The organism is Flavobacteriales bacterium, from assembly GCA_013214975.1.
In the GTDB taxonomy this organism is placed as follows: Bacteria; Bacteroidota; Bacteroidia; order DT-38; family DT-38; genus DT-38.
The window spans coordinates 1-6,324 of sequence record JABSPR010000316.1 but is presented as its reverse complement, the minus strand read 5'-3'; the positions used below and the strand labels follow the sequence as shown (position 1 = coordinate 6,324).

Below are 6,324 nucleotides of genomic sequence, written 5' to 3'. Positions count from 1 at the left end.
TACTGGGAGCTTTAATGCTCGAAAAGGATGCACTTACCACGGTAATTGACATATTACATCCTGAAACATTTTACAAACAGCACAATCAGAAGATATTTAAAGCAATACAAATGCTTTTTCAAAATTCTGAACCAATTGATATTCTAACTGTTACAAATCAGCTTAAAAAAGATGGGGATTTAGAGATTGTTGGTGGACCATATTACATAACCCAATTAACTAACCGCGTCGCCTCTGCTTCAAATATTGAATTTCATGCAAGAATAGTTCTACAGAAATTCATCCAACGTCAAATGATTAGAATTGCGTCACAAACGATTCAAAAATCATACGACGAATCAACGGATGTATTTGACTTATTAGACTTCGTTGAAAAAGAACTTTTCACAGTAGCTGAGGGTAATATTCGAAAAAATTACGACGAAATTAAAGTTGTACTGAATCAAGCTATTTCAAATATTGAGAAAGCTAGAGATCAAGAAGGTGGTATAAGTGGTATACCTTCAGGCTTTACAGAATTAGACCGATTAACATCGGGATGGCAACCTTCTGACTTAATTATCTGTGCAGCAAGACCAGGAATGGGAAAAACAGCCTTTGTACTTTCTATGGCTAGAAATATCGCCGTTCAATTTAAAATCCCTGTAGCTTTCTTTTCTCTTGAGATGTCTTCTGTTCAATTAGTAAATAGGCTAATTGCTAGTGAAACTGAAATTTCGATAGAAAAACTGAAGAAGGGGAATTTAGATAAAAATGAGTGGAATCAGTTAAATGAAAAAATTACTGCCCTCGCTGATGCCCCAATCTACATTGATGACTCTCCTGCCCTATCCGTATTTGAGTTACGTGCAAAAACCCGACGACTTAAATCACAACACGATATTAAGTTCATAATAATAGATTACCTCCAACTAATGACAGCTGGTCCTAATATGAAAGGTAACCGGGAACAGGAAATAAGCACCATTTCAAGAAATCTTAAAACTATTGCAAAAGAACTTAATATTCCAATTATGGCTCTTTCTCAACTTAGTAGAGCCGTTGAAACAAGGGGAGGCGATAAAAAACCAATGCTTTCAGATTTAAGGGAATCTGGCGCGATTGAACAAGATGCCGATATGGTAACGTTTATTTATCGCCCAGAATATTACGGTTTGGATGAAGACGAAACAGGTAGATATAATCTAGGAATGGGCGAAATAATAATCGCTAAGCATAGAAATGGTGGATTGGGCAGTGTTCGTCTTAAGTTTATTGCGACCTTAGCTAAGTTCGTTGACTTAGAAGAAAATATTTTTGATGACTCAGACGATCCTTTTTCGGATAATCTTCAGACGTACACCATGGGGTCTAGCATGAACGACGATGATGACGAATTTGGAGAATAATCAACCCTGAATTTCGTTCAAACGCAAATGAAAAAAGCGACAATACTTTTAATCTTAATTTCTCTATCAAGTCTTCAGCTCACTGCTAGTAAGATTCTTATCCCAATGGATGACACCCAAAGCAATCATCTAAAGGCATATGGGATTGCATATTGGGTATTAGACAAAAACAGTTCTTTACAATGGCTTCTTAATTACAGAGGAGGAAGCTTCCTTCTTGACAATGTCAAAGAAATAGAAGAAGAATGTATAGTTAGAGATGTTAAGTTTCAAATCATAGCAGACGTCCAAGCGGTAAGCATTTTAAACGAAATTGCTAATCCAGAAGTAAATATGGATGCAGTTAAGTTAGAGAAAGCACCTAAAGTTGCTGTGTATTCACCCAAAAGCAAACTTCCTTGGGATGATGCAGTAACACTTGTATTGACATATGCGGAAATTCCATATGACGTTATCTACGATGATGAAATAATAAAAGGAAGTTTACCTCTTTACGATTGGCTTCATTTACATCACGAAGATTTCACTGGCCAATATGGCAAGTTTTACAGAGCATATAAGAATGCTCCTTGGTACCAAGATCAAGTCAAAGAACATGAAGAAACTGCTAAAAGACTTGGGTTTACCAAGGTTTCTAAACTAAAATTAGGTGTTGCCTTAAAGATTAGAGATTTTACTGCTGGTGGCGGGTTCCTTTTTTCGATGTGCTCAGGGACAGATTCATTTGACATTTCTCTTGCTGCTCAAAACACGGATATATGTGACTATATGTTTGATGGAGACCCTCCAAGTGCTTCGATGCAAGGAGAAATTGATTATTCAAAAACCTTTGCCTTTAAGGATTTTATTTTGGAACGGAATCCTCTTGAATACGAATTCTCTACTATTGATGCCACCCCTATCCACAAAAAGACACCCGAAGAGCAAGACTACTTTACGCTATTCGACTTTTCTGCAAAATGGGACTGGGTACCTACTATGCTAAACCAAAACCACGAGCAAGTAATCAAAGGGTTCATGGGACAAACAACTGCCTATAACAAGAAGAACATCAAATCGAATGTGTTAATTCTAGGAGAAAATAAGGGATTAAATTCCGCAAAATATATTCACGGAGAATTCGGAAATGGAACATGGACATTCTATGGTGGTCATGATCCGGAGGATTATCAGCATTACGTAAACGACCCTCCTACAGATTTAAATCTCCACCCTAACTCCCCTTCTTACAGACTCATATTAAATAACATACTATTCCCAGCAGCCAAAAAGAAGAAACAAAAAACTTAATTCCAGAAAATAAATTTACACTTTGATATAGATGTTCACCAAAAAGATTGTATATCTCTTATACTTCTTTGTTTTTATTACCATCGTAGGTATCGGTGCATTTCTATTTCTTCCCAGAGGCACATCCTTTTCTGACACTTTATTAATTATAAAATCTCGTCTCTACTATTTATCCCTAAAGCCTAAAGGTAATTTCCCTTCATTGAAATTAGAAATCCCATCAAGCTCAATGAGAAGCTTGGAACGAGATAGAACAAGATCTATTAATGCAGGCTTACTAAAGTCAGAAAACAAAAACTATGTACCCGGAAAACTCTTCTACAAAGGAAAAGAAACAAGTATAAAAATAAAACTAAAAGGATGGGGATCCGAACATTGGTCAATACCTGTTAAATGGTCATTTAAAGTAAAACCGAAAGAATGCATAGTAGAAGGCTTAGCAAAATTCGGACTATTATATCCTCCGCGAAGAGGATATTCAATTGAATGGCTATATCAAAGAATAGTCAAATTTACCGGTAATTTACCTTTGCATTATCAGTTTGTAGATCTAACATTAAATGGGATGTATCTGGGAACATATGCTATAGAAGAAGCATTTGACCGTAAAATGAATGCCGTAAAAGAAATAGATAATGGGGTAATTATAAAATGGGATCACTCTACTTGGTCGGACACTTTAGATTACCCTGCCTACTTCAATAAATTAATCCTAATCTTGGATTCTCTTCCAGAGAAAAAAAATTCCTTATCTGACCTACAATACATGAGTATGCCAATTGTTGTACAAGGAAAAAAGAATAACAGCGGAGTAGCTAAAACCGCTATTAAACTAATGAATGACTTCAGAAATAATATAAAACCCACCAACGAGGTTTTTAACATAGATAAACTAGCCACTACTGTTGCAGTTAACCATTTATTTGGAAATCATCATCCAATGGCTTTACAAAATCTGAGGTTCTTATACGACCCTATGACTTCTAGATTTGAAATAATTGCATATGACCTAGAGCAAATTGACAATCTATCTAACATAGAATCTTGTTTTAGATACCTTGCTTGGAAGTCTTCTAAATTCACGCCTCAACACGTAATTCAGATGTTCAACGATACAATATTCAGAAAACTATATGTAAAAACCCAACTAAAAATAGCTGACACAACTTATCTAAACAGTCTTTTCAGTGAGTTAGATTATGAACGACATAGAGTAAACAGAGAGCTAACCAGAGAATTCCCTCACATAACTTTTATCGAGAAAAAAATAATCTATCAGAATGCGGAATTTATCCGATTATCACTTGATTCAATTAACGGATCTCAATAATTAATTATAAAATATCCACTTTAGGCCAAAACGGATACCTCCATTCAGTACCGCGTAATCTTGAGTGGTAAATGAAGAAACATTATTAACCTTATCCATAAGGTTAAGGTATTTAACAAAAACTCTCGCCTGTTTAATTTTGAAACTTAAAAACAGATTCAAAAATAACTGATCGCTCGCAGTGGCATCCTCTTGAAAATAAAACTGATTAGTAACAGGCATATATCGACTTGAATAATATTGATTAAGAAACAATACATCCATTCCAAACCTCAAACGCATAGCGCTTTTAAAGACAATATTTTCAAAGTAGAATGAATGCCTAGACACTATTTTAGGAAGTCGGAGTGTATCATTATTCACTATTTGATATTTAATATTATTTGACAAATAGAACTTCCAGAGTCTAAATTTGTTTCTCAGTAGTAATGCTGTATAAGACACCGACTCAGCTAACTGCACTGGTGTTGCATATATTCCCAAATAAGTATAATTCTTAACTATATTATGCTTAATTGAAAGCTCAACGTTTAATGGGATACTTCTAAGATTAACGGATACACCACTACTCTCAATTTTCTTAAAATCATTATTCCATACAAAATTGTTTGAGAAGTAATTCTTTTGAAAATCATCGACGTCTCTTTTACCAGAATAGGCATTAATTTTAATTGTATTCCTATATACCCCAATAGAATCCTTTCTTAGCCCCTGAATAAAGTTTACGTCAGCCAAGAAATCATCCTTGTTAGTACCACCAAGTACATAATAGCCACTAATTTTAAACTCATTACTTCTACTTCCCGTTTTAAATAAGCTAGATTCTAATATTCTGTTATTTATACTATCAGAAAAACTATATCTATATAGATTTACATTTTGAATTTTATAACCTAAATCTAATTGAAAATTAACTTTGCTAGATTTTGGTAAAATTCTAAGCGCAGATAATATTACAGAATTCTCTACTTTGTTAATATGCAGGGAATCAAAAGTAAATTTAGTTGTGTCATGAAAATCATGATAAATAAGAGTGTCATTAGAGGTTGTGTCAATATTTGCATCTTGATATAAGAACATTTTGGAACTGGCGCTAAATCCATGTGATACCCTAAACAATGGCGAAACTCTTTTAACCGACATACTGTCATTTACCTTAACATCAAATTTTCTTCCCAAATTTAAACCATGAACAAAATGAATTCCATAATCTACCTTCTGATAAGTTGCATCCTTAAGTTTAACACTTGCTGAGAATTGATCAATAGACACCAGAGTATCTATAGCAATACTGTTCGCAAATCCACCACTCTCCTGATTCTCCAAATTATTATAATTCAAATTACCCCGAACTTGATATACTCCCTTCTTTCCTAAATAATTAGACGTTATCCCTATTGAATTTAGCTTACCCTCCTCCTGTAGGTAGTTCCCCATAAACCGATATCGATCCATAACAAAACCTACATTCCAATTCCTCCTAATATTCTGAGTATGTGTCATTCGATAGGACTGTTCTTTACCAGTACCTGTAGAAAACAATACACTAGTAAAAGGTTTCGGAGAATTGTAGTATTTCAAATTTTCACTTGAAAATCCATTTACTCTTTGCCCATTCATTCCAAGATAAAAACCAGGAGTTTTATTATATGAATAAACAATTTTATTCGCTGATGTTGTAATACCCGCTAATCTCATAAAATGCGAATCATACTTTAATCTATCTACATACGTCAAATCGTCAAGTGTAGTATCCTCTATGTGGACAATAGCACTATTCTCATATATGTACTCTAATGGAGGACCTCCATTACCAATTTGTTCTTCATCTGGTTTCTGAGAATAGACAAAGCCATGAATAAAAAAGGCTATTATTAGAAGTAGACGAAATTTAATTTGATACATCGGTTATAATAAGAGAGTAAATTTAATTAAATCCGCAGTCAAGGAGAGTGAATTGCCCCATTCATTTACCAAAGTTTTGGCCATAAAAAAAGCCTGACATTCTTACGAAGGTCAGGCTTTTCTAAAAAGTGGCAACGACATACTCTCCCACCTGTTACAGTAGTACCATCTGCGCAATTGGGCTTAACTTCTCTGTTCGGAATGGTAAGAGGTGGATCCCCAATGCTATAATCACCACAAGATTATAGAATGCGTTTGTATTTGCAATTCAATATTTTAAATAACATATCGAGGAAAATACTAAAAGTAAATGAGTATAGTATTCTGTATATAGAAAGCTACGGGTAATTAGTATTGCTCAGCTATGACATTACTGCCTTTACACTTGCAACCTATCAACGTCATCGTCTG

4 protein-coding genes and 2 rRNA genes are annotated in these 6,324 nt (G+C 34.5%); 3 read left to right on the top strand and 3 right to left on the bottom strand.

The window, feature by feature from the left end; translation table 11 throughout:
* The 3 genes from dnaB to HRT72_10085 all read left to right on the top strand — a co-directional run.
* The coding region (gene dnaB, locus HRT72_10095; GenBank protein NQY68054.1) for a replicative DNA helicase at positions 1-1,388 on the top strand (1,388 nt) is incomplete at its 5' end.
* Positions 1,389-1,415: 27 nt separating this feature from the next.
* Positions 1,416-2,678 (top strand): asparagine synthetase B, encoded by a 1,263-nt coding sequence (locus HRT72_10090; protein ID NQY68053.1) that lies wholly within the window; start codon positions 1,416-1,418, stop codon positions 2,676-2,678.
* Positions 2,679-2,709: 31 nt separating this feature from the next.
* Positions 2,710-4,008, top strand: coding sequence for a CotH kinase family protein (locus tag HRT72_10085; protein ID NQY68052.1), 1,299 nt, complete (start codon positions 2,710-2,712; stop codon positions 4,006-4,008).
* Here HRT72_10085 and HRT72_10080 read toward each other — a convergent pair whose 3' ends face one another.
* The 3 genes from HRT72_10080 to HRT72_10070 all read right to left on the bottom strand — a co-directional run.
* Positions 4,009-5,913: a hypothetical protein gene (locus tag HRT72_10080; protein NQY68051.1), complete on the bottom strand. Its 1,905-nt coding sequence runs from the start codon at positions 5,911-5,913 to the stop codon at positions 4,009-4,011.
* Positions 5,914-6,039: 126 nt separating this feature from the next.
* Positions 6,040-6,152: ribosomal RNA gene (gene rrf, locus HRT72_10075) — 5S ribosomal RNA — on the bottom strand.
* A gap of 91 nt (positions 6,153-6,243) precedes the next feature.
* Positions 6,244-6,324: ribosomal RNA gene (locus tag HRT72_10070) — 23S ribosomal RNA — on the bottom strand; the annotation flags it as partial.